The following is a 25484-nucleotide window of genomic DNA, read 5'->3' on the forward strand; positions in this document are numbered from 1 at the left end:
GGTGGGACACGGATCCACAGCGTCCGGCCAGCAAGGCCCCAGACTTCGCACATGACCGTCGGTCAGCATACGCAAATGCATTCCGATACCCCTGCCGAGACAGATCCGGCCGTACGTGGCCGACGCCGCACACACGCGCGCAACTCCCTGCCGGCGGCGCAGGACGGGCCCGTCTTCGTGGACAGTTCGGGCCGGCGCGCCCGGCTGCTGCGCCGGGCCGGTGCCGCGCTGGGGGTCGCCTGCGTCGGGTACGTCGCCGTACTGGCCCTTGCCTTCATGGGCGGAATCTCCCTGTCACCCTCGACGCTGTTCCCCTTCGACAGCACCTCCCACGCCCAGGGAGGCCCGGGAGGCGGCGCGCCTCCCGGCGGCGGGGCGTACGCCCCGCCGGGCGCGGGGACGGCCCGATGAGGCGCTCGGCGCGCGGCCGCCGCCAGGCGATACCGGGGCCCCGGGTGGTCATCGCCCTGCTGCTGCTCCTCGGCCTCACGTCGGTGATGCTGCTCGACGGCTATCTGCGGGCCGAGGTCGGCAACGACCAACGGGTCCGCTCCGACGCGAGTGCGAGCAAGGTGCCGGACAGCATCCTGGACGGCGGTCCTCTGCTCAGCTTCCGGGACGGCACCGCGCGCACCCAGTCGGTGCCCGACAAGACGATCGTGCTGACGTTCGACGACGGACCCGATCCCGAGTGGACCCGCAAGGTGCTCAACATCCTGGACGACAACGACGTCCCAGGCACGTTCTTCCTGGTGGGCTCCATGATCTCGCGCTATCCGGATGTCGTGCGCGAGATGGTCGACGACGGCAACGAGGTGGGCGTCCACACGTTCACGCACGTCGACCTCTCATACCAGAGCGCCTCCCGCGTCACACGGGAGATCGCCCAGACCCAGCTGGCCCTGGCCGGGGCCGCCGGCATCACCACGACGCTGTTCCGCGCCCCGTACTCGTCGACCAACGACGCCATCGACAACTACAGCTGGCCCGTCTACCAGAAGCTCGGCGCGCTGGGGTACACCAGCGTCTTCATCGACACCGACAGCGAGGACTGGCAGCAGCCCGGCGTCGACAGGATCATCGACCTGGCGACGCCCAAGAGCGGCAAGGGCGCGTCGGTTCTCTTCCACGACGCGGGCGGCAACCGTGCGCAGACCCTCGCGGCGCTGCCCCGGTACATCAAACAGATGAAGGCGAAGGGCTACACCTTCACCACGGTCAGCGGCGCCCAGCAGCAGGACGACGCGGCGTCGGCGCCGTCCGCGGACGGCGGCGGGGCCCCGGCCGCCCCGCCGGCCGGGGCCGCAGCCGACGGGTCCAACCTCGAGCAGGCCGCACACCGCAAGGCCGGCACCACCACCCTGTGGGAGGGCCGGGCGCTCCTCGCTGCCGTCGCGGTGGCCGAGTGGACGGTGCCCGGACTCGCCGCGGCACTGACCGTCGTGGGAGTCGCCGTACTCGGACGGTTCGGGCTGATGCTCCTCCTGGCCCGCCGCCACTACCGGCAGCGCAACAGACGCCGGTTCGTCTGGGGGCCCGCGGTCACCGGCCCGGTGAGCGTGATCGTGCCCGCGTACAACGAGAAGGAGTGCATCGCCCACACACTCGGCTCCCTGGCGTCCAGCACCCATCCGATCGAGATCATCGTCGTCGACGACGGTTCCACCGACGGCACGGCGGAGATCGCCGAATCCCTGGGCCTGCCCAACGTCCGGGTCGTCCGCCAGGTGAACGCGGGCAAGTCCGCCGCCCTCAACAACGGTGTACGGCAGGCGCGTCACGACATCGTCGTGATGATGGACGGCGACACCGTCTTCGAACCCGACACCGTGCACCGGCTCGTACAGCCCTTCGGGGACCCGGAGGTCGGCGCGGTCGCCGGCAACGCCAAGGTCGGCAACCGGAACACCCTGATCGGCGCCTGGCAGCACATCGAGTACGTGATGGGCTTCAACCTCGACCGCCGGATGTACGACCTGCTGCGCTGCATGCCCACCATCCCCGGTGCGATCGGCGCGTTCCGCCGCACGGCGGTGCTGGACGCCGGTGGCATGAGCGAGGACACGCTCGCCGAGGACACCGACATCACGATCGCCCTGCACCGGGCCGGATGGCGCGTCGTCTACGCCGAGCACGCCCGCGCGTGGACCGAGGCCCCGGCGTCTCTCGGGCAGTTGTGGCGACAGCGCTACCGTTGGAGCTACGGCACCATGCAGGCGCTGTGGAAGCACCGGAGGTCCGTCACGGACCGAGGGCCTTCGGGCCGCTTCGGCCGGGTCGGGATGCCACTGGTGGTCCTCTTCCAGATCGTCACGCCGCTCTTCGCCCCGCTGATCGACGTGTTCACCCTCTACGCGATGCTGTTCGTGGACTTCAGGGCGTCCCTGCTTGCATGGCTGGCCGTCCTGCTGGTGCAACTCGGCTGCGCGGCCTACGCGTTCCGTCTCGACCGGGAGAAGTACCGGTATCTGCTGATGCTGCCGCTCCAGCAACTGGCGTACCGGCAGCTGATGTACCTGGTACTCATCCACTCCTGCGTCACCGCGGCGACCGGCGGCCGGCTGCGCTGGCAGAAGCTGAAACGGACCGGTGTGGTCGGCGCCTCCATGTCCGGTACGGAGAGCCGCTGATGGGGGGTGCGCACCGGCGAGGTGCACCCTCGGCGACCACGACCACGACCACGACCACGTCCCCGGCATCCGCAACCGCATTCGCATTCGCATCCGGCGGCGGCCGTGACTGCTGGTTCGATGTGCTGCGGGCCTTCGCCCTGGTCCGTGTCGTCGCCTACCACACCTTTGAATGGCCGTGGCTGGGGTTCGTGTTCCCCTCCATGGGGGTGATGTTCGCGCTCGCCGGTTCGCTCATGGCGCGTTCACTGGAGCGGCCGGCCCGGCAGGTGATCCGGGGGCGGCTGCGCAGGCTGCTGATCCCGCTGTGGGTGTTCGGCCTGGTCCTCGGTGCGGCGATGCTGCTGCACGGCTGGGTGCCGGGCGCCGACGTTCTGTACTGGGTGCTGCCGGTCGGCGATCCGCCGGGCGACGCGTGGGGCGAGCAGGCCTGGGCGGTGCTGTGGTACCTGCGGACATACCTCTGGTTCGTCCTGCTGTCACCCGTCCTGCTGCGCGTCTTCCGGCTCGCGCCGTTGCCCGTCCTGGTCCTCTCGCTCGTCCCTGTCGTGGTGCTGACCGCGCTCGGCGGGGGGCCGGACGGGCGGCTGGGGACTGCGCTCGGCGATGTGTCGGTCTTCCTGTTCTGCTGGCTGCTCGGTTTCGCCCACCGCGACGGGGTGCTCGACCGGGTGCGTCCCGGCCGGGCCGTCGCCGTGGCGCCTGTCCTGCTGGCGGCGGGAGGCTGGTGGGCGCTGCGGCACCGGGTCGAGGGGTCGTACGACCTCGACGACATCCCGCTCGCCCAGGCCCTGTGGTCCGCCGGCTTCGTCCTGCTGCTCCTGCGGTTCCGGCCGGTCTGCGCGTGGCTCGGCCGCCGGCCCGTGGCGGCACGGGTGGTGAGGGTCTTCAACGCCCGTGCCGTGACCGTCTATCTGTGGCACGAGGTCGCGCTGATGGCGAGCGTTCCCCTGATCGACCTGCTGTGGGACGTGCCCGCCCTCGAACGGTGTCTGCCGCTCGGCAGGACCTGGTTCCAGTTCGGGGTGGCCTGGGTCCTGGTCGCCGCGGCCGTGGTGCTCCTCGGCTGGGTCGAGGACGTGGCGGCGAGACGGCGGCCGCGGCTGCTGCCCTGAACCGACGCGACCGGCCCAGGACGGACTCCCCGCCCGGGGCCGGTCGCGTGTCCGGATCAGCGGGCGGCCAGAACGAACCACCGGGCCGGCAGGTCGATCCGGGTCCCGTCGGGCAGGTACTCGGTCTGCGGCAGCGCCGTGTCACCACTGTCCAAGGTGGTCAGCCCGGCGTCCCGCAGCACATCGGGCACCTCCTGCTCGGCGGCGCTCGCCGGCTTCAGCCCGTGGTCGAAGACCCGGCGCAGCTTCTTCGGCGGCCCGTCCGGACCCTGTGCGGCCACGCGCAGCACATCCTTGGAGGCGGGGGTCAGTTCGGCGACGAAAGCCCGGCCGCGCTCCCCCAGCAGCGTCGCCACGGCCGCCGCGACCGCCGGCCTCGCCTCGGGGTCGCTCTGGTGGATGACCGCCCGCATGTAGACGTTCGTGTCGCCGATCCGCTCGTGCAGGGCGCGCACGGCGTCGCCGTCGACCAGGTCCAGCTGGATGAACTCGGCGATGCCTTCGGGGTCCGCCCGCCGGGCATGGCCGATCGCGGCGTGCGAGAGGTCCGCACCGATCGCACGGGCGAACCGGGTGGCGAGGTACCGGGTCTGGGTGCCGTTTCCGCAGCCGAGGTCGACGACGGGCAGCGAGGCGTCCGCGTACGGCAGCAGCAACGCGGTGTGCGGCACCGCGCTCAGCGACGGATCCGCGTCCCAGATCGCCTCACCGGGTGTGTCCGATGTGGCCGACCAGAACCCCTCCCACGCCTCTCGGTACTCGCGGGACACATTCATGCGCACTCCCCGTCCGCCCGGCCCGCGGCTTCTCGCCCAGGACCGGAACATCGTCGTCCGCCGTTCCGGGCAGGGCCGGCACGGCGTGAAGGGTTGAAGGGCTGAGGGGTTGGGGGGGGTGGGGGGTTGAAAGCCGCCGTTCGCCGGGCGGCCCGGACGCTCAGTCCTCGTGCCCCAGCTGGAGATCCCGTTCGGTGCGCCCGCCGCCCGCGACCTGGAGCACGGTGGCGACCGGCGGATAGCCCGCGGCAATCACGGTGTACTCACCCGTGGACAGGTCGACGAACCTGAAGGAGCCGTCGGGGCCGGTGGTCAGCGTGTCGACCACATTGCCGGCCGCGTCCAGGAGCGTCACCCGGGCGTCCTCGACGGGCCGCCCGCCACTGGCCCGGACGATCCCGCGGAGTACGGCTCCGCCGGCCAGTTCGATGTCCTGCCTGGTCTCCCTGGCAGCCTGCACGCTGACCGGCAGCGCGGCGGGCCGGAAGGCGGGTGCGGAGGCGGCGAGGGTGTACTCGCCCGCGACCAGTTCGGTGATCACGTACCCGCCCTCGCGCCCGCTGCGCGTGGAGGCGACGACCTCCCCGCGTACGTCGGTGAGGGTGACGGCGGCATCCCGCACCGGAACACCGTCGGCGGTCACCACGGTCCCGGCCAGCCGTCCGGCACCACCGAGCACCACGTCCAGTTCCACCGGCCGTTCGCCCACGGTGACGCTGACGGCCTGCGGCTGGTGGCCGCCCGCGGCGGCGATGAGGACGTACGAACCGGCCCCGGGCACACTCATCGCGTACCGCCCCTCGTCCCCGCTGGCGCCCCTGCCGACCTGCTGGCCCTGGACGTCGATGAGGGTGAGGGCGGCGCCGGGCACCTTCGTACCGTCGGAGTGCTGGACACTGCCGGAGACCGGCACTCCGGAGAGGTATCCGGCGGGAGCGGGGCCGGGGTCGGTGCGGGCGGAGGGGATCGACGCGGGCTCGGCTGCGGTTTCGGGGCTGTGGTGGGACACCAGCGGTTTCTCCTTGAGGAAGAAGGCGAAGAACAGGCCGACCACGAGGACCGGCACGAGGTAGAGGAAGATCCGGGGCATCGCGTCCGCGTACGCCTGGATGTAGGCGTCCCGCAGCGCGGGCTCCATCGTGTGGACCAGTTGCGGCGTGAGCGACTCGGGGTCGGGCAGACCGGCTCCGGCGGGCAGCCGCACGGCGAGCGCGTCGGCCAGCCGCCCGGCGAAGAGGGTGCCGAACACGGCGGCGCCGACGCTGCCGCCGATCTGCCGGAAGTAGTTGTTGGCGCTGGTCGCGGTGCCGAGGTCGGTGGGGCGTACGGAGTTCTGCACGGCCAGGACCAGCACCGGCATGATCAGCCCGATCCCGAGGCCGAGGACCGCCTGGGCGATGCTGTATTCGAACCGGGGAGTGTCCGTTTCGAGCCGCGAGAGCAGCCACATGCCCACCGCCGAGATCGCGCTGCCCGCGATCGGGTAGACGCGGTAGCGCCCGGTACGCGAGATGAGCTGGCCCGCGACGACGGAGGCGCCCACGATGCCGCCCATCATCGGGAGCATCAGCAGCCCGGACTCGGTGGCGGTGGCCCCGTCGACCATCTGCAGGAAGGTCGGCAGATAGCTGGCGGCGCCGAACAGCGCCACCCCGACGACCGCGCCGACCAGAGCGGTGACGTTGAAGATCGAGTCGCGGAACAGCCGCAGCGGGATGACCGGTTCGGGCGCGCGGTGCTCGACGGCGAGGAACAGCAGAGTCGTTCCGGCGGCTCCGGCGGCCAGCCCCAGAATGGTGGGCGACCCCCAGGCGTACTCCGTGCCGCCCCAGCTCGTCAGCAGCACGAGACAGGTGGAGGCGGCCGCCAGCAGCGCGGCGCCGAGGATGTCGAGCCGGGGCCGGAAGGTGGGCTTGGGCAGCTTGAGCACGACGGTGATCACAGCGAGCGTGACCAGGCCGAACGGCACGTTGATGTAGAAGCACCAGCGCCACGAGGCGTGGTCGGTGAAGAAGCCGCCGAGCAACGGGCCGGCGACAGAGGCGAGTCCGAAGGCCGCGCCGATGAACCCCATGTACCGGCCGCGCTCCCGCGGCGGCACTACGTCCGCGATGATCGCCTGGACGCCGATCATGAGACCGCCGCCGCCGACTCCCTGGAGGGCGCGGAAGGCGATCAGTTCGTCCATGGTGCGCGACCAGCCGGCCAGCGCGGAGCCGACGACGAAGACGACGATCGCGAACTGGAAGACGCTCTTGCGGCCGAAGAGGTCGCCGAGCTTGCCGTAGACCGGAAGACCGATCGTCGAGGCGAGCAGATAGGCGGTGACCGCCCAGGACATCTTCTCCAGGCCGTGCAGCTCGCCGACGATCTTCGGGAGCGCGGTGGCGACGATCATCTGGTCGAGCGCCGCGAGCAGGAGCGTGAGCATCAGCCCGACGAAGACGAGCCGGACGCGGCGAGGGTCCGTGATCCCGTCACCGGCCGGTGCCGGGGCGGCGGGCTCCGCCGCCGGGGGTGGCGGAGGGGGCGGGGCGGGCATGGGCACCGTCTCGGTGCCGCCCGTATCGTCCGGCTGGTCCTTCACCAGAGTGATGCCACCCACCACGTGCCGCTCCCCTCGTCGCACTGCCGCCGCATATTTCTCGCATTGAGCGATAAGTGAGGGCAAACGCGACGAGGGGGCGCTGGCGGCGCACTCAGGGGGCGTATCCGCCGGTGAGAGCCGCTACGGCGCACAACCGACCGGCCGGAAAGACCACCCGAACCGGTGAGGCAGGCCGACCGGTCAGGAAGCCGTTTCTCCGCCTCCGCGCTACTTCTCCACCTCGGTGGCGAGGTTCTGCAGAAGCTCGTCGTAGATGCGCCCAAGTCCCTTGGGCGCAAAGGTCTTCTCGAAGAATCCGCCGATGCCGCCGGCCCCGTTCCACACCGTGGAGACGACCACCCTGGACGTACCTTCGCCGGCCGGGGTGACGGTCCAGGTCGTGACCATCGAGGAGTTGCGGTCCTTCTCCACGAGCTGCCCGTCGGTGGGCTCGGCCACCTCCAGAAGGCAGTCACGCACCCGCTTGCTGGTGGCCTGGAGCTTCCAGTGGACGAGGGTGCCCTCGCCGTCGCCGCCCTCCCGGACCTCGTACTCGCTGAAGTGTCCCGGCAGCACCTTGCCGCGGACGTCCTTGTAGTCGGCCAGCGCGTCGAACACCGCCTCCGCGTCCGCCGCGATGATCCGCTCTGTCGTGGCCTCGACCTGCGCCATGGCTGTTCCTCCAGCACTCGGTTGTTCCGGGGTGTGCTGAGCCAACCACCTCGGCAGCCCGGCTCAAAATCCGGTCCGGGACGAAGGGGAGAAAACGATCAAGGGAACACGTGTTCTATTCTCGGACGCAGTGCTACCGAGGAGACACCCATGCGCTGGGACAATCTGGCCGATAACCCAATCGAACCCACCAAAGCCGGTACCGGCGCGCTCTTCGCCGCGGACGCGGTGACGACACGCACGTTCGACACCCCGGAATTCCGGGGCATCACCTTCCACGAGATACGGGCCCGCTCGATCGTGAACCGGGTGCCCGGCGCGTCCCGGATGCCGTTCGAATGGACGGTCAACCCCTACCGCGGCTGCTCACACGCCTGCGTCTACTGCTTCGCGCGCAAGACCCACAGCTATCTGGACCTCGACACCGGGCTCGGCTTCGACTCACAGATCGTGGTCAAGACCAACGCCCCGGAGCTGGTGCGCCGCGAGCTCGCCTCACCGGGCTGGCACGGCGCGCACATCGCCATGGGCACCAACGTCGACTGCTACCAGCGGGCCGAGGGCCGCTACCGGCTGATGCCCGGCATCCTCGCCGCCCTGCGCGACCACGCGAACCCCTTCTCCATCCTCACCAAGGGCACGCTGATCCTGCGCGACCTGGAGCTGCTGCGGCAGGCAGCCGACGTCACCGAGGTCGGTGTCTCGGTCTCCGTGGGCTTCACCGACCCCGCACTGTGGCGGACCGTGGAGCCCGGCACCCCCTCCCCTGAGCGGCGCCTCGACGTCGTCCGCACCCTGAGCGAGCACGGCATCGGCTGCGGGGTGCTGATGGCGCCCGTCATCCCGCACCTCGGCGACCGGCCGGACCAGCTGCGGGAGACGGTCCGCGCGATCGCGGCCGCCGGCGCGACGTCGGTGACCCCGCTCGTACTCCATCTGCGCCCGGGGGCCCGGGAGTGGTTCATGGAATGGCTCGGCCGGCACCACCCGCATCTGGTGGGGCGGTACGAGAGGCTGTACGCGGACGGCGCCTACGCGCCCACCTGGTACCAGCGCCGCATCACCCGGTACGTGCACGAGCTGGCCGCGGAGTACGGCATCGGCCCCTCGCACCGGGGGACGTCCCGGGGTTTCCCCGGGCACGGCGAGTCGCCGGCCGCGCCGCCGGCTTCCGGACCCACCCAGCTGACCCTGCTCTGACCGGGCGGAGTCACCCTGAAGGCAATCGGGTCATCTCTCACCGGAACAGGTCCTCCGGGCTCCGAATGCGGGGAGCATGCGGCGGGGGCTGCGCCACGCGCAGTCGTGTTCCCCCACTACGGGAGGCCATATGACGAACCGTTCAGGAATTCTGTTCGCCGTCGGGGCGACGGTCGCCGGTCTGGTGACCGCCGCACCGTCCCCGGCGAGCGCCGACAGCGGCGCCCCGCGTGCCGCGTCGCTCAAGTGGACCGACTGCTCCACCCAGTCGTACCCGACGCTCCAGTGCGCATCGGTACGCGCCCCGCTCGACCATGACGACCCGTCGGGCCGCCAGGTCACCCTCGCCCTGTCCCGGATCCCGCACACGGCGAAGACGTTCCAGGGTCCGCTGCTGGTCAACCCCGGCGGGCCGGGCGGCAGCGGACTGCCGATGGCCGGTTTCGTCGCCGGCTCGCTCCCGAAGGCGGTGGCCGCCCAGTACGACGTGATCGGGTTCGACCCGCGCGGCGTCGGCAGGAGCCGGCCGGCTCTGGACTGCGTGCCCGAGTACTTCGAGCCGGTACGTCCCGACCCGGTGCCGCACTCCGTCCACGACGAGCTGACCAACCGCAACCGCGCCCGGGACTTCGCGGCCGCCTGCGGCAGGAAGTACCCCGACCTGCTCCCGTACATGGACACGGTGAGCGCCGCCAAGGACCTCGACGTGATCCGGGCCGCGACCGGCTCGCGGCAGCTCAACTACCTCGGCTACTCCTACGGCACCTATCTGGGCGCGGTGTACGCGAAGCTGTTCCCGGACCGCGTCCGGCGCCTGGTCCTCGACTCGAACGTGGACCCGGACGGGGTCTGGTACGACGACAACCTCGCCCAGGACTACGCGTTCGACACCCGCCACAAGGCGTTCGCCGCCTGGGTGGCGAAGTACGACAGCGCGTACGGGCTCGGCACCGACCCGGCGAAGGTCGAGGCCGCCTGGTACCGGATGCGGGACGCGGTCAGGAAGCGTCCGGCGGGCGGGAAGGTCGGCGCGGGCGAGCTGGACGACACGTTCCTGCCGGGCGGGTACTACAACGGCTACTGGCCGGCGCTGGCCGGGGCGTTCGCGGCCTATGTGAACGACAAGGACGAGAAGGCCCTGCTCAAGGCGTACGAGCGTTTCGGCGCGGTCGACGCGGAGGGCGACAACGGGTACTCGGTCTACTCGGCCGTGCAGTGCCGGGACGCGGGGTGGCCGGACGACTGGAACGTCTGGCGCGGCGACAGCCGGCGGGTCCACGCCAAGGCTCCGTTCATGACCTGGGGCAACACCTGGTACAACGCCCCTTGCGCGGACTGGCCGGTGGAGCCGCTGAATCCGGTACGGGTCTCCAACCGGGCGCTGCCTCCCGTGCTGCTCTTCCAGGCGACGGACGACGCGGCCACGCCGTACGAGGGCGGAGTCACGCTGCACCGCAAGCTCAAGGGGTCCAGCCTGGTCGTCGAGGAGGGCGGCGGCAACCACGGTGTCACGCTGAGCGGCAACGCCTGCCTGGACCGGTACCTGGCGGACTATCTGGCCAAGGGCACGGTGCCGCGCGGGAAGGGCGGCGACGCGGACGCGGTCTGCGCGAAGACACCGGATCCGGTGCCGGCCGCCGCCAAGTCCGCGCGTCCGGCATCCCGTGCGGACGCGGCCGACCAGGGCGGCATGCTGCATCGGCTGTTCGGTGTCCGGGGCTGACGGCTTCCGGGGCGACGGTTTCCGGGGCCGGCCGAAGGTGGCCGCCGCGGTTCGGGGGCGTGCGTAAGGACGCCGCCGCGGTTCGGGGGCGTGCGCGAGGAAGGCCGGACGGCTTCCCCGGCCGGGTCCGCGCGCGCTTCCGGGCCGCCGCTCCAGCACATGACCGCCGGTGCCGGTGAGGCGGTCGCGCGGGTACGCGTGCGCCAGGCGGGCCCGCTCAGCCCGCCGGGAGCCGGCCGAGCGCTTCCTCGGCCGCCAGGCCGAGCCTCGGGTGCGGCAGGGCGGCCTCCAGGACCGGGCGGGCCCGCGCGTCGCCGAGCTGCCCCAGACCCTCGACGCAGGCCAGCGCCACCCGCCAGTGCGGCTCGTCCGGCCCCAGCAGCCGGGACAGGGTACTGATGAGGGCGGGTGCGGACTCCGGGGCCCGCAGTTCGGTGAGCAGACGGACCGGGTGGAGGGCGTAGGCGGTGCGCAGGCCGTTGGTGGCGAGCGCCGCGGCGGCGCGGGGCGTGCGGGGGTCGCCGAGGCGGGCCAGTGCGTGGGCGGCTGCGACGCAGCGCTCGGGATCGCGGTGGTTGAGCAGCAGCACCAGCGGCTCGAAGGCCCGGCGGTCGCCGCCGCAGCCGAGCCGGAACGCGGCGATCTCGCGCGCCCAGAGCGGGCGTTCGTGCTCGATGAGCACCTGGGCCAGTTCCTCGTCGTCCTCGGTGGCGAGCAGTCTGCGGTAGGCCGCCGACTCCCCCGCCTCGTCCGCCAGCCGGTGCGTCAGCGACCGGTACTCCTCATCCATGACGTTCAGCGTATAGGTGGGTACACAGCGTGGCGGCGAGGGTCATGGATGTGAGGGGCGCCACAGCAATCCGGGGCTGGCGCGCTCATTACCCGTCGGTTAATCTCATGTGAGCGGGACACTCCCCCGTCGGCTCCGGTGGCCTGGTGACGCAGCCACCCGGAGTGTTTGTCGGTTCGGCGGCTTCGTGAGACGTGACTCCGGGACAGAGTCCGTCGCCCCTTCCGGGTCCCGGTGCGTGATGCGCGCCCGGTACCTGAGCACCACGACAGGCAATTCCCGCACACCATGCGCCGGCCGGGCCCTTCGGCCCCACTCGTCGGCCGCGCGCCGTGTGCGTCCCTCAGTCGTCACTCATCCCTGGAGTCCCGTGATGGACACCCCGTTCAGCAGCATTGCCGTCGTCGGCCTCGGCACCATGGGCACCGGCATCGCCGAGGTCCTGGCCCGCGCCGGCCGCGAGGTCATCGGTATCGACATCGACGACGCGGCCGCCCGCCGGGCCGTCGCCTCCCTGGAAGCCTCCACCGCCCGTGCCGTGCGGCGCGAGCGGATGACGGAGGAGGAGCGGCGCGACGCCCTCGCCCGGTTCCGCACCTTCTCCGACCTCCAGGCCGCGGCCGAGGCGGAGCTGGTCATCGAGGTCGTGCCGGAGTCGTACGAGATCAAGCAGCAGCTCTTCCGCGAGCTGGACGCGATCGTCTCCCCGGCGGCGGTCCTCGCCACGGGCACCAATGCCCTGTCGGTGACCCGTCTCGCCGCGGAGTCGCAGCATCCGGAGAGGGTCCTCGGCCTCCACTTCTTCAACCCGGCACCGGCCATGAAGCTGGTCGAGGTGGTCTCCTCGGTGCTGACCGCGCCGCCGGCCGTCGACGCCGTCACCGCGCTCGCCCGGGAGCTGGGCAAGGAGCCGGTCTCGGTCGGTGACCGGCCGGGGTTCGTCGCCGACGGCCTGCTGTTCGGCTACCTCAACCAGGCCGCCGCGATGTACGAGGCGAACTACGCCTCCCGCGAGGACATCGACGCGGCGATGAAGCTCGGCTGCGGCCTGCCGATGGGCCCGCTCGCGCTGCTGGACCTGATCGGCATCGACACCGCCCGCACGGTCCTGGAGGCGATGTACGCCGCCTCGCACGACCGGCTCCACGCCCCGGCGCCCGTCCTGGGCCAGCTCAGCGCTGCCGGGCTGACCGGCCGCAAGTCGGGACGCGGTTTCTACACGTACGCCGAGCCGGGCAGCCAGACCGTGGTGCCGGACGCGCTGACCCCGGCGCCGGACGCCGGGGCGGGCACGGGCCGCGCGGTGCGTTCGGTCGGGGTCGCGGGCTCCGGGACGATGGCTTCGGGGATCGCGGAGGTCTTCGCGAAGGCCGGCTACGACGTGGTGCTCGCCGCGCGGAGCCAGGAGAAGGCCGCCATCGCGAAGGGCCGGATCGCGAGGTCGCTGGAGCGGTCGGTCACCAAGGGGCGGCTGACGGCCGGGGCACGGGACGAGACCCTCGCCCGGATCACCGCGGCGGGCTCGCTGGACTCGTTCGCCGAGGTGGACCTGGCCGTGGAGGCGGTCGCCGAGGACCTGCCGGTCAAGCAGCAGTTGTTCGCCACTCTGGACAAGGTGTGCAGGCCGGGCGCCGTGCTCGCCACCACCACCTCCTCGCTCCCCGTCGTGTCGATCGCACGGGCCACCTCGCGGCCGGAGGACGTCATCGGAATGCACTTCTTCAACCCGGCTCCGGCGATGAAGCTGGTCGAGGTCGTCCGTACCGTGCTCACCGCCGACGATGTGCACGCCACGGTCCGCGAGGTCTGCGGAAAGGTGCGCAAGCACCCGGTGGACTGCGGGGACCGGGCCGGGTTCATCGTGAACGCGCTGCTGTTCCCGTACCTCAACAACGCGATCAAGATGGTCGAGGAGCACTACGCGTCCCTCGACGACATCGACGCCGCGATGAAGCTGGGCGGCGGCTACCCGATGGGGCCCTTCGAACTCCTGGACGTCGTCGGGCTCGATGTCTCGCTGGCGATCGAGAAGGTGCTGCACGGCGAATTCCGCGACCCGGGCCTCGCCCCCGCACCGCTCCTGGAGCATCTGGTGGCCGCGGGCTGCCTCGGCCGCAAGACGGGGCGCGGCTTCCGGGAATATGCCCGCCGCTGAGCCGGGCGGCTGGGGCGGGCTGCTGGGCCCTGCGGGCGGCCCGCCCCCACAGGCGCGCTCTCCTGCACCGATGCAGTACGTTCACACCATGTCCCAGCCCGCCAGGTCCCCCCGTGTGTCCGCCACGCCCGACGTCCCGGAAAGTGCCGCGGGCACCCGCGCCGCCGCCCAACGGCTCAAAATGCGCCGTGAACTGGCCGCCGCGGCGATGGAGCTCTTCGCCACGAAGGGGTACGAGGCGACGACCGTCGACGAGATCGCGGGCGCCGCGGGGGTGGCCCGGCGCACCTTCTTCCGGCACTTCCGGTCCAAGGACGAGGCCATCTTCCCGGACCACGACGACACCCTCGTGCGGGCCGAGGCGGTCCTCAACGCGGCCCCCGCGCACGAGCACCCGCTGGACACCGTCTGCCGGGGCATCAAGGAGGTCATGCGGATGTACGCGGCGAAGCCCGCGGTCTCCGTGGCCCGGTACAAGCTGACCCGGGAGGTGCCCACGCTGCGTCAGGCCGAGATCGCTTCGGTGGCCCGCTACGAGCGGCTGTTCACCCGCTATCTGCTGGGCCACTTCGACGAGCGTGACCACCTCGCCGGCAATGACGACCCACTGCTGGCGGAGGTCGCGGCGTCGGCCGTGGTCACGGCGCACAACCACGTGCTGCGCCGCTGGCTGCGGGCGGACGGCCAGGGCGACGTGGAGGCCCAGCTGGACCAGGCGTTCGCCATCGTCCGCGACACGTTCGGGACGGGCATCGGCGCGGGCCGGACGGCCGGCAGTGATCCGGCGAAGCCGCCGGCCGCTTCGGTCCGTTCGGAGGGTGAGGTCCTGGTGGCCGTGGCGCGGACGGACGCACCGCTGGACGAAGTGATGCGCACGATCCAGCAGGCGCTCAAGGAGCGCTGAGCGGGGCGTGCCGAAACCCGGTTGCCGGGGCGGTGTCCCGGTGCTGTGGTGTGCGGATGAACGATCAATCGACTGCTCACCGTGAAGAGCTGCTGGCGGTCTTCGACCGCGAGATGCGCGAGCACGCCCGCCCCGACGGCCCGGGCGTCCGCGTCGAGCGCACCGATGGCGTCGTGAGCCAGGTGGGCGGGCCCCACGACTGGAACGGGGTCGTCTGGACGCGGCCGGACCTGGACGCCGCGGGGGCGGACGCGGCGATCGCCGCGCAGGTGGCCCGCTGGACCGGTCTCGGGTACGACGAGTTCGAGTGGAAGCTGTACGCCCACGACCGGCCGGCCGACCTCGGGGCCCGGCTGCTGGCGGCCGGCTTCGAGCCGGGGGAGCCGGAGACCCTGCTCGTCGCGCCGGTCGCGGACCAGCCCACGGCCGTCCGGCTCCCCGACGGCGTCCATCTGCGCACGGTGCGTGACGAGGCGGACGTGGAGCTGATGGCGCGGGCCCATGAGCAGGCGTTCGGTTCGGACTGGTCCCGGTTGCGCACCCAGGTGCTGGCCCGGCTGAAGGACGACCCGGACCACTTCGTCGGGGTGCTGGCGATGGCGGGCGACGAGCCGGTGAGCTCGGCCCGCATGGAGCTGTACCCGGGCACCGGCTTCGCCGGACTGTGGGGCGGAGGCACGGTCGAGGCGTGGCGCGGCAGGGGCGTCTACCGGGCGCTGGTCGCCTTCCGGGCGGGGATCGCCGCCGAACGCGGCTACCGGTATCTCCAGGTCGACGCCACGGAGGACAGCCGCCCGATCCTTCAGCGCCTCGGATTCACGGCCCTGGGCACGACCACGCCGTACGTCTACCGCCCCGCCATCTGACCCACCCCGCACCACCGGAACAGGGAGCAAAGCGGCGAAACGCCCTACATGTTGCTCATGCGTGGCACCGGAATGACAATTGAGGGAAATTACTGGCACCCAGTGCCTTGCCAGCTGTCACGGAGTGCCATACGTTGAAGTCGTCCGGGCGGCCGGCGTGCTGAGACCTCACGTACGCCGGCTGTCCCCGCAAGCCACGTGCCTGCGCGCCCGGACGCCTGCGTCACAGGCACATTCTTCTGCTCCACAGAGCAAGCAGCCGAAGCACCATCCGCCGAACCGACGGCACACCTCCACGCAACACCGCTCCCCCTGCTCCGCAGGACCCTCAAGCGTTCCCTCAAACGCCGCACCGCCGGAGGCACACCGTGAAGGAAATCCTGGACGCGATCCAGTCCGAGGACAGCACCGCCGCAGACATCGCGGCCCTGCCCATTCCCGAGTCGTACCGCGCGGTGACCGTGCACAAGGACGAGGCCGAGATGTTCTCCGGCGTCGCCAGCCGCGACAAGGACCCCCGCAAGTCCCTCCATGTCGAGGACGTCCCGGTGCCCGAACTGGGCCCCGGCGAGGCCCTGGTGGCGGTCATGGCCAGCTCGGTCAACTACAACTCCGTCTGGACGTCGATCTTCGAGCCCGTCTCGACCTTCGGCTTCCTGGAGCGCTACGGCAAGCTCAGCGACCTCAGCAGGCGCCATGACCTCCCGTACCACGTCATCGGCTCCGACCTGGCGGGCGTCGTCCTGCGCACCGGTCCGGGTGTCAACGCGTGGCAGCCCGGCGACGAGGTCGTCGCGCACTGCCTCTCCGTCGAACTGGAGTCCTCGGACGGCCACAACGACACGATGCTCGACCCCGAGCAGCGCATCTGGGGCTTCGAGACCAACTTCGGCGGCCTGGCGGAGATCGCGCTCGTCAAGTCCAACCAGCTGATGCCGAAGCCGGACCACCTCAGCTGGGAGGAGGCCGCGGCTCCCGGGCTGGTCAACTCCACCGCCTACCGCCAGCTCGTCTCCCGCAACGGCGCCGGCATGAAGCAGGGCGACAACGTCCTCATCTGGGGCGCGAGCGGCGGACTCGGCTCCTACGCCACGCAGTTCGCCCTGGCCGGCGGCGCCAACCCGATCTGTGTCGTCTCCAGCGACCAGAAGGCGGAGATCTGCCGGAAGATGGGCGCCGAGGCGATCATCGACCGCAATGCCGAGGGCTACAGGTTCTGGAAGGACGAGCGCAACCAGGACCCCCGCGAGTGGAAGCGGTTCGGCAAGCGCATCCGCGAACTGACCGGCGGCGAGGACGTGGACATCGTCTTCGAGCACCCCGGCCGCGAGACCTTCGGCGCGAGTGTGTACGTGACCCGCAAGGGCGGCACGATCGTCACCTGCGCCTCGACCTCGGGCTACAACCACGAGTACGACAACCGCTACCTGTGGATGTCACTGAAGAAGATCGTGGGCTCGCACTTCGCCAACTACCGCGAGGCGTGGGAGGCCAACCGCCTGGTCGCCAAGGGGAAGATCCATCCGACGCTGTCGAAAGTCTACTCCCTGGAGGACACCGGCCAGGCCGCGCACGACGTGCACCGCAACGTCCACCAGGGCAAGGTCGGCGTCCTGGCACTGGCACCGCGCGAAGGACTCGGTGTGCGCGACGGGGAACTGCGCGAGAAGCACATCGACGCCATCAACCGATTCCGGAACGTCTGACATGCCCGGCCGTCAGAAGGACCGCCCCTGGCTCATGCGGACGTACGCCGGTCACTCGACGGCCGAGGCGTCCAACGAGCTCTACCGGCGCAACCTCGCCAAGGGCCAGACCGGCCTGTCGGTCGCCTTCGACCTGCCGACCCAGACCGGCTACGACCCCGACCACATCCTCGCCCGGGGCGAGGTCGGCCGGGTGGGCGTGCCCGTCTCGCACCTCGGCGACATGCGCCGGCTGTTCCAGGACATCCCCCTGGAACAGATGAACACCTCCATGACGATCAACGCCACCGCGATGTGGCTGCTGGCGCTCTACCAGGTCGTCGCCGAGGAACAGGGCGCCGACCCCGGAAAGCTCCAGGGCACCACGCAGAACGACATCGTCAAGGAGTACCTCTCGCGCGGGACGCACGTCTTCCCGCCGGGCCCCTCGCTGCGGCTGACCACCGACATGATCACGTACACGGTCGGCCGCATCCCGAAGTGGAACCCGATCAACATCTGCAGCTACCACCTGCAGGAGGCGGGAGCGACCCCGGTCCAGGAGATCGCCTACGCCATGTCGACGGCGATCGCGGTACTGGACGCGGTCCGCGACTCCGGGCAGGTGCCCGAGGAGAAGTTCGGCGACGTGGTCGCCCGGATCTCCTTCTTCGTGAACGCGGGCGTCCGCTTCATCGAGGAGATGTGCAAGATGCGCGCCTTCGGCCGCATCTGGGACCGCGTCACCCGCGAGCGCTACGGCATCACGGAGGCCAGGCAGCGACGGTTCCGCTACGGCGTGCAGGTCAACTCGCTCGGCCTGACGGAGGCACAGCCGGAGAACAACGTCCAGCGCATCGTGCTCGAAATGCTCGCCGTCACCCTCTCCAAGGACGCCCGCGCACGCGCCGTACAGCTGCCCGCCTGGAACGAGGCGCTGGGACTTCCCCGGCCCTGGGACCAGCAGTGGTCGCTGCGCATCCAGCAGGTCCTCGCCCACGAGAGCGATCTGCTGGAGTACGAGGACATCTTCGCCGGGTCCCACGTCATCGAGGCCAAGGTCGACGAACTGGTCACCGAATCGCTCGCCGAGATGGAGCGGATCGAGCAGATGGGCGGCGCGATGGCGGCCGTCGAGTCCGGCTATCTGAAATCCGAACTGGTCTCCTCGCACGCCGCCCGGCGCGCCCGGATCGAGGGCGGCGAGGAGAAGATCGTCGGCGTCAACATCTACGCGACGACCGAGCCCAACCCGCTCACGGCCGACCTCGACGGCGCGATCATGACGGTCGACCCCGCGAACGAGGCCAAGGTCGTCGCCGCGCTCCACGAGTGGCGCGACAACCGCGACGAACCGAGGGCCACCGAGGCGCTGGCCGGCCTGAAGAAGGCCGCGGCGGGCACCGCGAACATGATGGAGGCGACCGTCGAGTGCGCCCGTGCGGGCGTCACCACCGGCGAGTGGTCCTGGGCCCTGCGCGACGTCTTCGGCGAGTTCCGCGCGCCGACCGGTGTGTCGTCCGCCCCGGTCGCGGTGACCGCGGAGGCGGGCACCCCGCTCGCCCTCGTACGCGAGAAGGTCGCCCGGACCGCCGAGGACCTGGGCGTGGGCCGGCTGCGGCTGCTCGTCGGCAAGCCCGGCCTCGACGGGCACTCCAACGGTGCCGAGCAGATCGCCGTGCGCGCCCGGGACGCCGGTTTCGAGGTCGTCTACCAGGGCATCCGCCTGACGCCCGAGCAGATCGTCTCGGCGGCCGTGGCGGAGGACGTGCACTGCGTCGGGCTGTCGGTCCTCTCCGGCTCGCACGCCGAACTGGTGCCGGACGTACTGACCCGGCTGCGCCGCACCGGGGCCGGCGACATCCCGGTGATCGCGGGCGGGATCATTCCCCCCGCCGACGCCGAGACCCTGATCAAGGCCGGTGTCGCCGCCGTATTCACCCCGAAGGACTTCGGTATCACGGAGATCATCGGCCGTATCGTCGACGAGATCCGGAAAGCGAACAAGCTCGACCCTCTGGAGGTCCCCGCATGACCCAGCCCGTGAACCGTCTGCGTCCGCGCCGCTCCTGCCTGGCTGTGCCGGGCTCCAACCCGCGGTTCCTGGAGAAGGCCCAGGGTCTCCCTGCCGACCAGGTCTTCCTCGACCTGGAGGACGCCTGCGCGCCGCTCGCCAAGGAGGGCGCCCGTCACACCATCGTCGACGCGCTGAACAACGGCGACTGGACCGGCAAGACCCGGGTCGTACGGGTCAACGACTGGACGACGCACTGGACGTACCGCGACGTCATCACGGTCGTCGAGGGCGCGGGCCCCCACCTCGACTGCATCATGCTGCCGAAGGTCCAGGACGCCCAGCAGGTCGTCGCGCTGGACCTGCTGCTCACCCAAATCGAGAAGACGATGGGCTTCGAGGTCGGCAGGATCGGCATCGAGGCGCAGATCGAGAACGCCAAGGGCCTCGTCAACATCGACGACATCGCCGGCGCCTCGCCCCGTCTGGAGACCCTGATCTTCGGCCCGGCCGACTTCATGGCCTCGATCAACATGAAGACCCTGGTCGTCGGCCAGCAGCCGCCCGGTTACGGCGCGGACGCGTACCACTACATCCTGATGCGCATCCTGATGGCGGCCCGCACGCACGACCTCCAGGCGATCGACGGCCCGTTCCTCCAGATCCGCGACGTGGACGCCTACCGCGAGGTCGCGGGCCGGGCCGCGGCACTCGGCTTCGACGGCAAGTGGGTGCTGCACCCCGGGCAGGTCGACGCGGCCAACGAGGTGTTCTCCCCGTCGCAGGAGGACTACGACCACGCCGAGCTGATCCTGGACGCCTACGACTGGTGCACCTCCGAGGAGGGCGGCAAGAAGGGCTCCGCGATGCTCGGCGACGAGATGATCGACGAGGCCAGCCGCAAGATGGCCCTGGTCATCGCGGGCAAGGGCCGCGCGGCAGGCATGCAGCGCACCTCCAAGTTCGAAGCCCCGGAGGCCTGATCATGCAGTTCGGGCGCACGTACGAGGAATTCGAGGTCGGCGCGGTCTACAAGCACTGGCCGGGAAAGACCGTCACCGAATACGACGACCACCTCTTCTGCCTGCTGACCATGAATCACCACCCGCTGCACATGGACAGCAACTATGCGGAGAAGACGACCGACTTCGGCCGGAACGTTGTGGTGGGCAACTACATCTACTCGCTGTTGCTCGGCATGTCGGTCCCGGACGTCTCGGGAAAGGCCATCGCCAACCTGGAGGTCGAGTCACTGAAGCACGTGGCGCCGACCTTCCACGGCGACACGATCTACGGCGAGACCACCGTTCTGGACAAGACACCGTCAAGGTCCAAGAACGACCGCGGAATCGTTTACGTGGAGACCAAGGGGTACAAGCAGGACGGCACTCTCGTCTGCGTGTTCCGCCGCAAGGTCATGGTCCCCACCGAGACGTACATCAAGGAGCGGGGCGGCGAGCAGCCGGGCCGCCCGGAACTGAAGCAGCCTTCGCCGAAGAACGTGGAGAAGTAGCCATGACGCGACTCGCCCGGACGGCCGGTCTCAACGACATCCAGCAGGAAATCCTCTCCACGGTCCGGGATTTCGTGGACAAGGAGATCATTCCTGTCGCGACCCGGTTGGAGCACCGCGACGAGTACCCGACGGAGATCGTCGAGGGCCTCAAGGAACTCGGCCTGTTCGGGCTGATGATTCCGGAGGAGTACGGAGGTCTGGGCGAGTCGCTTCTCACCTACGCGCTGTGCGTGGAGGAAATCGCCCGGGGCTGGATGAGCGTGTCGGGAATCATCAACACGCACTTCATCGTGGCGTACATGCTCAAGCAGCACGGCACCCAGGAACAGAAGGACACCTTCCTGCCCCGTATGGCGCTGGGCGAGGTCCGCGGCGCCTTCTCGATGTCCGAGCCGGCGCTGGGCTCCGATGTCTCCGCGATCAGCTCCAAGGGCGTCAAGGACGGCGAGGAGTACGTCCTCAACGGCCAGAAGATGTGGCTGACGAACGGCGGCACGTCCTCGCTCGTGGCAGTCCTGTGCCGGAGTGACGAAGGCCACCCCGAAGGCACGGCGCCGCACAAGTCGATGACGACCTTCCTGGTGGAGAAGGAGCCCGGATTCGGCGAGGTCCGGCCCGGCCTGACCATCCCGGGAAAGATCGACAAGATGGGCTACAAGGGCGTCGACACGACCGAGCTCATCATGGACGGACTACGCATTCCAGCCAATCGTGTACTGGGCGGCACCACCGGCCGAGGGTTTTACCAAATGATGGACGGAGTGGAGGTCGGCCGGGTAAATGTGGCTGCGCGTGGTTGCGGCGTCGCGCAGCGTGCATTCGAACTGGGTGTTTCCTACGCACAGCAGCGCCACACCTTCGGAAAACCGATCGCCCAGCACCAGGCCATCCAGTTCAAGCTGGCCGAAATGGCCACCAAGGTCGAGGCCGCACATGCGATGATGGTAAATGCAGCGCGCAAAAAGGACTCCGGGGAGCGAAACGACCTGGAGGCAGGGATGGCGAAGTACCTCGCCTCCGAGTACTGCAAGGAAGTCGTCGAGGACGCCTTCCGCATCCACGGCGGTTACGGCTTCTCCAAGGAGTACGAGATCGAGCGCCTCTACCGGGAGGCCCCGATGCTGCTGATCGGCGAAGGTACCGCCGAAATCCAGAAAATGATCATCGGGCGCCGACTCCTCGAGGAGTACCGTTTCCAGGGTTGATTGTCCCTTTCGGGGTGATTTAACCGCGAAGAAGATCACACCCTGCCCTCCTCGAACGGTGCCTTCCAGACGTCCGACTCGGCTGCTGGCTTGCCCAGTTGCGGTCAGCAACCGATAACATCGCCGGAAAAGCCGCCGTCCCCCGTTGCCAGCGCGGCGCCATCCGCTACGAAGGTCATCCATGCCCGACAGCCATACCTCTGCACCACGCGGCGGGGTCCGCCTTGCACGCGGAGCTTCGCCGTGGCTCCTGCCGACCGTCGCCACTGCCGCACTCAGCCTGACCCGGGCCCGCAGGTCCGGGCGCTGGGCAGCCGTGGCCGTGCCCACCACCGCGCTCGCGGCGGGCATGCTGTGGTTCTTCCGCGACCCCGAGCGCGAGATCACCCAGGGGCGCGTCATCTCACCGGCCGACGGCGTGGTGCAGAGCATCATGCCGTGGAAGGACGGGCGTACCCGCGTCGCGATCTTCATGAGCCCGCTGAACGTCCACGTCAACCGCGCTCCCCTGGCCGGCACGGTGACATCGGTCGAGCACATCCCCGGTGGGTTCGTTCCTGCGTTCAACAAGGAGAGCGAGAACAACGAGCGCGTTGTCTGGCACTTCGACACCGAGCTCGGTGACATCGAGATGGTGCAGATCGCCGGCGCGGTCGCCCGCCGCATCGTCCCCTACATTCCGCAGGGCACGAAGGTGGAGCAGGGTGAGCGCATCGGGCTGATCCGCTTCGGTTCCCGGGTCGACATCTACCTTCCGGAAGGTATCGATGTCGCGGTCGAGGTCGGCCAGGCCACCACCGCGGGGGTGACTCGAATTGACCGTGATTGATCCGGACACACAGGCCGGCTGGGTGCCGGAGGCCGAGGCGGAGGACGACACCGAGGACATGCCGCTCTCCATGCGGCTGTCGATAGCGGACACCCTCACTCTCGGTAACGCCACGTGCGGCTTCATGGCGGTGTACTTCACCACCACGGGGATTCTGATCCCGCACCTCACGGGCAGCGACGAGAGCGGCATGGCCCGGCACTCAGCGGCCACCACCGTGATCCTCATGCTCATGGCGGCTGTGTTCGACCTCTTCGACGGGCTCGTGGCACGCAAGCTGCGCTCCTCGCCGATGGGCGCCGAGCTGGACAACCTCTCGGACCTGATCAGCTTCGGGCTCGCCCCGGCGTACTTCGTCCTCGTGTACGGCATGGTCGCGGACGACGCACACCAGCGGGTTTCGGCGCTCGCCGCGATCGTGGTGCTGCTGGCGGTGGTCCTCAGGCTGGCGAGATTCTCCTGCGTGACCATGAAGGACGGCATGTTCCAGGGCATGCCGAGCCCCTTCGGAGCTCTCACGGTCGTCTCGATCGTGCTCCTGGAGCTGCCCTTCGTGCCGACGCTGCTCGCGATCGTCGGTGTGGCGTGGCTGATGGTCAGCCGGGTCGAGTACCCGAAGCCGCGGGGCGTCCTCGCGGTGGCGATGCTCGGCTGGATCGTGGCCGCGATGGGACTCCTGGCCGCCTGGGCGTTCGACGCCCCCGGTGGTCAGCTCCTGCTGCAGACCGGCTGCGCGCTCCAGGTGGTCCTGGGAGCGGTCATCCCGCTCTTCGCGACCGCCCGCCGCGTGAACACCTTCCGTGACAACCGGCGCGAGGCACGAGCGGCGCAGCTGCCGTAGTCCGCACATCACGTACGAGGGCCCGGATGCTGGGAGCATCCGGGCCCTCGTACGTGATGTGCCGGGGCGGCGCGTACCGGCCCGGCACCCCTACGTACCTGCCGGGCGCTCGCGCGTACACCCCGGCCGGGGCCTCGTCGCGCCGGGGCCGCGTCGCGCCGGGGGGCGCGACCGCCTCAGCCGGAGCCGTAGAGATCGGTGAGACTGATACCGGTCGTGCTGCCCGCACCGCCGAGCGGGGTCTGGTGGTCCAGGCTCACGAAGGCGCCGCCCTCCTGCCACAGGGCAGGCTTGAGCAGGGCGTACTTCGCCTCGTCCCAGGTGGCCCAGTCGTAGCCGAGCAGGCCGCCGGTGTCGCCCGAATTCGGGTTGAGGCACCAGAAGGTCTGGCTGATCCTGTTCTCGACGATGACGTCGCGCAGCGCGGTCATCCACTTCTCGTTGGGCCCGCCGTCCAGGTAGCCGCCCCACTCACCGATCAGCAGGGGCGCCGTGCCGTCCTTGTGGAGGTAGAGCCAGTTCGGGTCCCAGACATCCCGCTCCAGCGTCGTACGGCTCCACTCTCCCTGGAACCAGGGCTGGGCGAAGACCAGCGGTCCGTAGTCGTGCGGGGAGTAGACCAGCTGGTCCTGCTGGGCTCCCAGGTCGACGGGGTGCTCCGCCGCGCCGCGCAGATTGCCGCCCCACCAGTCGTAGTCGTAGTCCGCCGCGTCGGTGGAGGACCAGTCCGTGCCGTCCCGCGGGTAGACCTCGATCCCCTCGCACAGGATCAGTACGTGCGGATTGACGGCGAGAATGCGCTTGCCCGCCGTTTCGCAGGCGTACTTGAAGTTGTCCTGATCGGTGGAGCCGTCCCACTTCGCGCGGGGGCTGTCGCCCTGCTTGCCGTGCGGCTCGTTCTTGATGTCCATCGCCACGAGCGTGTCGTCGGACTTGTAGCGGTCGGTCACCCATTCCCATGCCTGGTAGAACTGCTCGGTGGTGATCGAACCTTTCCACCAGACGGGGTGGATGTGCCCGGCATTGTCCGCCTCGGCACTGTGCACGTCGAGCATGACCTTGATGCCGTATTTCTCCGCCACATCGAGAAAGGCATCGAATACCTCAAGACTCGTCTTGTCCTTGAGATCCGGATTCGCCCATGAATTGACCGCACTCGGGACGGTCGCCTGGCCGTTCTTCCATTCCAGCAGGAGCTGGGTGGAGATCGGCACCCGGATGATATTGATGCCCCGTTCCGCCATCTGCCGGGTGAGGGTGTCCAGATTGGCCGACCAGAGGCCGTGGAAGACCCGCTCGGTCGCATTGAACCCGAACCAGTTGACGCCGGTCAGCCAGACCTCATGGCCGCTCTCGTCCACAATCCGATTACCTTGGGTGTGCAGCCAGTCCGCGCCGGTCGCAGCATTGGTACGGGAATCCGTTCCGGATTCCGCTTGAGGCTCCGCCCCGGTCTGGCCCGACACGGCGCCGGCCGGGAGCACCGGCTGCGCGGCAGCCGTTCCCGATAAGACGAACAGGGTGACGGCGGCCAGCCCCGCCGTCATCACGGTTCCCTTTCGCCCGCTCCTGAGGAACTTCATTCGTTTTCACCTTTCGGATGAAGAGCAAGGAAGTGTGGGAGCGCTCCCAAAGCATGAAGCCAGTACACCGGCGCACTGTCAATGGGTCGCGTCGACATCCACGGCAACCCGCGGGGCACCGGCGGGACCTCATCCCGACTTTTCATGCCAGGGCGAACCTCCCACGCACCTTCCGCACACCCGGCACCTCCCCGCGCCCGGCACCTCCCGGCACCCGACGCCTCTCCGCGCGCGCCGCCACCCGACGCCTCTTCGCGCGCGCCGCCACCCCCGGAGCCGCCGCCCCGACGGCCCGACCAACCAGCCCAGAACACCTCATCCTCTCGTTAATCCGTCGCAAATTTGAGTGAGTGAAGCAGAATTTTGCGCACCGGCGTGGACTTCCTTGCGTTG

The 25484-nt window shown here is 69.9% G+C and carries 20 protein-coding genes; 15 read left to right on the forward strand and 5 right to left on the reverse strand.

Going from position 1 to position 25484, the window contains the following annotated elements; all coding sequences use genetic code 11:
* Positions 1–75: 75 nt before the first annotated feature.
* Genes ACZ4LX_RS01340 through ACZ4LX_RS01350 form a run of 3 tightly spaced genes read left to right on the forward strand, consistent with a single transcriptional unit; the run spans position 76 to position 3745 of the window.
* Complete coding sequence (locus ACZ4LX_RS01340) at positions 76–411, forward strand: hypothetical protein (protein ID WP_467636603.1); 336 nt, start codon at positions 76–78, stop codon at positions 409–411.
* Complete coding sequence (locus tag ACZ4LX_RS01345) at positions 408–2630, forward strand: bifunctional polysaccharide deacetylase/glycosyltransferase family 2 protein (protein WP_467636606.1); 2223 nt, start codon at positions 408–410, stop codon at positions 2628–2630. Before ACZ4LX_RS01340 ends, ACZ4LX_RS01345 begins: the two co-directional genes overlap by 4 nt.
* On the forward strand, positions 2630–3745 hold the full coding sequence (locus ACZ4LX_RS01350) for an acyltransferase family protein (RefSeq protein WP_467636609.1): 1116 nt from the start codon (positions 2630–2632) through the stop codon (positions 3743–3745). The genes ACZ4LX_RS01345 and ACZ4LX_RS01350 overlap by 1 nt, the downstream gene beginning before the upstream one ends.
* A 56-nt stretch (positions 3746–3801) precedes the next feature.
* On the opposite strand, the gene ACZ4LX_RS01355 is transcribed toward ACZ4LX_RS01350, so the two are convergent.
* The 3 genes from ACZ4LX_RS01355 to ACZ4LX_RS01365 form a co-directional block, all read right to left on the reverse strand.
* The gene (locus tag ACZ4LX_RS01355) at positions 3802–4521 is read right to left on the reverse strand and encodes a class I SAM-dependent methyltransferase (protein WP_467636612.1); all 720 of its coding nucleotides are present in this window, start codon (positions 4519–4521) and stop codon (positions 3802–3804) included.
* A gap of 160 nt (positions 4522–4681) precedes the next feature.
* Complete coding sequence (locus ACZ4LX_RS01360) at positions 4682–7129, reverse strand: MFS transporter (protein ID WP_467636615.1); 2448 nt, start codon at positions 7127–7129, stop codon at positions 4682–4684.
* 207 nt (positions 7130–7336) lie between these two features.
* Complete coding sequence (locus ACZ4LX_RS01365; RefSeq protein WP_467636618.1) at positions 7337–7780, reverse strand: SRPBCC family protein; 444 nt, start codon at positions 7778–7780, stop codon at positions 7337–7339.
* A 150-nt stretch (positions 7781–7930) separates the two neighbouring features.
* On the opposite strand from ACZ4LX_RS01365, the gene ACZ4LX_RS01370 reads away from it, so the two are divergent.
* Both ACZ4LX_RS01370 and ACZ4LX_RS01375 read left to right on the forward strand, forming a co-directional pair.
* Entirely contained in the window at positions 7931–8980 is a 1050-nt protein-coding gene (locus ACZ4LX_RS01370; RefSeq protein WP_467636621.1) for an Rv2578c family radical SAM protein, read from the forward strand.
* Between the two features lie 130 nt (positions 8981–9110).
* Positions 9111–10703 (forward strand): alpha/beta hydrolase, encoded by a 1593-nt coding sequence (locus tag ACZ4LX_RS01375; protein ID WP_467636624.1) that lies wholly within the window; start codon positions 9111–9113, stop codon positions 10701–10703.
* A 217-nt stretch (positions 10704–10920) separates the two neighbouring features.
* On the opposite strand, the gene ACZ4LX_RS01380 is transcribed toward ACZ4LX_RS01375, so the two are convergent.
* Entirely contained in the window at positions 10921–11493 is a 573-nt protein-coding gene (locus tag ACZ4LX_RS01380) for an adenylosuccinate lyase (protein ID WP_467636631.1), read from the reverse strand.
* A 373-nt stretch (positions 11494–11866) separates the two neighbouring features.
* Here ACZ4LX_RS01380 and ACZ4LX_RS01385 point away from each other — a divergent pair, with 373 nt between their 5' ends.
* The 10 genes from ACZ4LX_RS01385 to pssA all read left to right on the forward strand — a co-directional run bounded on the left by ACZ4LX_RS01385 (position 11867) and on the right by pssA (position 23508).
* The gene (locus tag ACZ4LX_RS01385; RefSeq protein WP_467636634.1) at positions 11867–13648 is read left to right on the forward strand and encodes a 3-hydroxyacyl-CoA dehydrogenase family protein; all 1782 of its coding nucleotides are present in this window, start codon (positions 11867–11869) and stop codon (positions 13646–13648) included.
* An 88-nt stretch (positions 13649–13736) separates the two neighbouring features.
* Entirely contained in the window at positions 13737–14552 is an 816-nt protein-coding gene (locus ACZ4LX_RS01390; RefSeq protein WP_467636639.1) for a TetR family transcriptional regulator, read from the forward strand.
* A gap of 56 nt (positions 14553–14608) precedes the next feature.
* A complete protein-coding gene (locus ACZ4LX_RS01395) occupies positions 14609–15418 on the forward strand; it encodes a GNAT family N-acetyltransferase (RefSeq protein WP_467636641.1) in 810 nt (269 codons plus the stop codon).
* Between the two features lie 368 nt (positions 15419–15786).
* The gene (gene ccrA / locus ACZ4LX_RS01400) at positions 15787–17124 is read left to right on the forward strand and encodes a crotonyl-CoA carboxylase/reductase (RefSeq protein ID WP_467636643.1); all 1338 of its coding nucleotides are present in this window, start codon (positions 15787–15789) and stop codon (positions 17122–17124) included.
* Between the two features lies 1 nt (position 17125).
* Positions 17126–19138, forward strand: coding sequence for a protein meaA (locus ACZ4LX_RS01405; protein ID WP_467636646.1), 2013 nt, complete (start codon positions 17126–17128; stop codon positions 19136–19138).
* Positions 19135–20100 carry an HpcH/HpaI aldolase/citrate lyase family protein gene (locus ACZ4LX_RS01410; RefSeq protein ID WP_467636649.1) on the forward strand — a complete coding sequence of 322 codons (966 nt, stop codon included), beginning with the start codon at positions 19135–19137 and terminating at the stop codon, positions 20098–20100. The genes ACZ4LX_RS01405 and ACZ4LX_RS01410 overlap by 4 nt, the downstream gene beginning before the upstream one ends.
* Before the next feature lie 2 nt (positions 20101–20102).
* Positions 20103–20630 carry a MaoC family dehydratase gene (locus tag ACZ4LX_RS01415; RefSeq protein WP_467636653.1) on the forward strand — a complete coding sequence of 176 codons (528 nt, stop codon included), beginning with the start codon at positions 20103–20105 and terminating at the stop codon, positions 20628–20630.
* A 2-nt stretch (positions 20631–20632) separates the two neighbouring features.
* Positions 20633–21838 carry an acyl-CoA dehydrogenase family protein gene (locus ACZ4LX_RS01420; RefSeq protein ID WP_467636656.1) on the forward strand — a complete coding sequence of 402 codons (1206 nt, stop codon included), beginning with the start codon at positions 20633–20635 and terminating at the stop codon, positions 21836–21838.
* A 181-nt stretch (positions 21839–22019) separates the two neighbouring features.
* A complete protein-coding gene (locus tag ACZ4LX_RS01425; RefSeq protein WP_326656564.1) occupies positions 22020–22667 on the forward strand; it encodes a phosphatidylserine decarboxylase in 648 nt (215 codons plus the stop codon).
* A 22-nt stretch (positions 22668–22689) separates the two neighbouring features.
* On the forward strand, positions 22690–23508 hold the full coding sequence (gene pssA, locus ACZ4LX_RS01430; protein WP_467636896.1) for a CDP-diacylglycerol--serine O-phosphatidyltransferase: 819 nt from the start codon (positions 22690–22692) through the stop codon (positions 23506–23508).
* 176 nt (positions 23509–23684) lie between these two features.
* Here pssA and ACZ4LX_RS01435 read toward each other — a convergent pair whose 3' ends face one another.
* On the reverse strand, positions 23685–25091 hold the full coding sequence (locus ACZ4LX_RS01435; RefSeq protein WP_467636661.1) for a glycoside hydrolase family 5 protein: 1407 nt from the start codon (positions 25089–25091) through the stop codon (positions 23685–23687).
* Positions 25092–25484: the final 393 nt, after the last annotated feature.

The sequence above is a fragment of the Streptomyces sp. NPDC026062 genome (assembly GCF_055568375.1).